Origin of the sequence: Bacillus sp. EAC (assembly GCF_002156875.1) — a bacterium.
Taxonomy (GTDB): Bacteria; Bacillota; Bacilli; order Bacillales; family Bacillaceae_G; genus Gottfriedia.
On the sequence record NZ_NCSY01000028.1, the window covers coordinates 1 to 838 of the forward strand.

Genomic DNA, 838 nt, shown 5'->3' on the forward strand with positions numbered 1-838 from the left:
CCAGCAGGAATACCAGGTCCAACAGGTCCGGCAGGATCACAAGGAACACCCGGTCTACAAGGTCCAACAGGCCCAGGAGGAGCACCCGGAACACCAGGAGAACCAGGTCCAACAGGATCAGCAGGCCCAGCAGGAATACCAGGATCACCAGGTCCAGTTGGTCCGGCAGGCCCACAAGGAACACCCGGTCTACAAGGTCCAACAGGCCCAGCGGGAACACCCGGAATACCCGGAACGCCAGGAGCAACAGGTCCAACAGGAGCAGGTCCAACAGGTCCAACAGGTCCAGCAGGAGGCCCACAAGGAGCAACAGGTCCAACAGGCCCAGCAGGAGGCCCACCTGGTCCAACAGGCCCAACAGGTCCCGCTGGAGCAACGGGAGCACAAGGTCCAGCTGGAGCACCAGGAGAACCAGGTCCAACAGGATCAGCAGGCCCAGCAGGAATACCAGGTCCAACAGGTCCGGCAGGTCCACAAGGAACACCAGGAACACCCGGTCCACAAGGTCCAACAGGCCCAGCAGGAACACCAGGAACACCAGGAGAACCAGGTCCAACAGGATCAGCAGGCCCAGCAGGAATACCAGGTCCAACAGGTCCTGCAGGCCCACAAGGAACACCCGGTCTACAAGGTCCAACAGGATCAGCGGGAGCACCAGGAACACCAGGAGAACAAGGTCCAACAGGATCAGCAGGCCCAGCGGGAATACCAGGTCCAACAGGCCCAGGGGGAGCACCAGGAACACCAGGAGAACAAGGCCCAACGGGAGCACTAGGAACACCAGGAGAAGCAGGTCCAACAGGAGCACCAGGAACACCAGGAGAAGTAGGTCCAACAG

At 60.9% G+C, this 838-nt stretch carries 1 pseudogene; it reads left to right on the forward strand.

The window, feature by feature from the left end:
* Positions 1–838, forward strand: a pseudogene (locus B7R65_RS20985) (collagen-like protein); the annotation flags it as partial.